1 protein-coding gene is annotated in these 421 nt (G+C 24.9%); it reads right to left on the bottom strand.

Annotated elements, in window-relative coordinates; all coding sequences use genetic code 11:
• Window positions 1-207 (bottom strand): hypothetical protein, encoded by a 207-nt coding sequence (locus tag A9G23_RS04630; RefSeq protein ID WP_065586507.1) that lies wholly within the window; start codon window positions 205-207, stop codon window positions 1-3.
• Between the last annotated feature and the right edge of the window lie 214 nt (window positions 208-421).

The raw sequence follows: 421 nt of genomic DNA, 5'->3' as shown, positions 1-421 counted from the left end.
TTATTTATTATTAATATCGTAATAATAGTTAACACCTTTAGGAAAATCATTTTTAAATTCTGACATTACGTCGCTATTTTCGCAATCTAAGTTATTTTTGATGAATAGTATAAATAGTGGTTGGCAATAATAAGCTTGTTTAGGTGCGCTTTTAACACTATATTTATAATTAACCGTATTAAAATGTTTTGATATATCTTCGAACATAGTGAATTCGTCAATAATTAATGGGTAATTCTTTTTATAGATTAATAACTGAATTTTGAGAATCACTAAGATCGCTATTTTCAAATCAGTAGCAAATGCATCTTGTGAAGCGTTATCGCAGCTAAATTCAGAATAGCCAAAATAATTACTTACAATTTTTTATACTGATAACTCTTTTTAGTATTTTATATATTCAAGTTTCATTAATACTATT

The organism is Gilliamella sp. App4-10 (assembly GCF_001690495.1).
Classification (GTDB): Bacteria; Pseudomonadota; Gammaproteobacteria; order Enterobacterales; family Orbaceae; genus Gilliamella; species Gilliamella apicola_G.
This window is presented reverse-complemented; position numbering and strand designations above follow the sequence as displayed.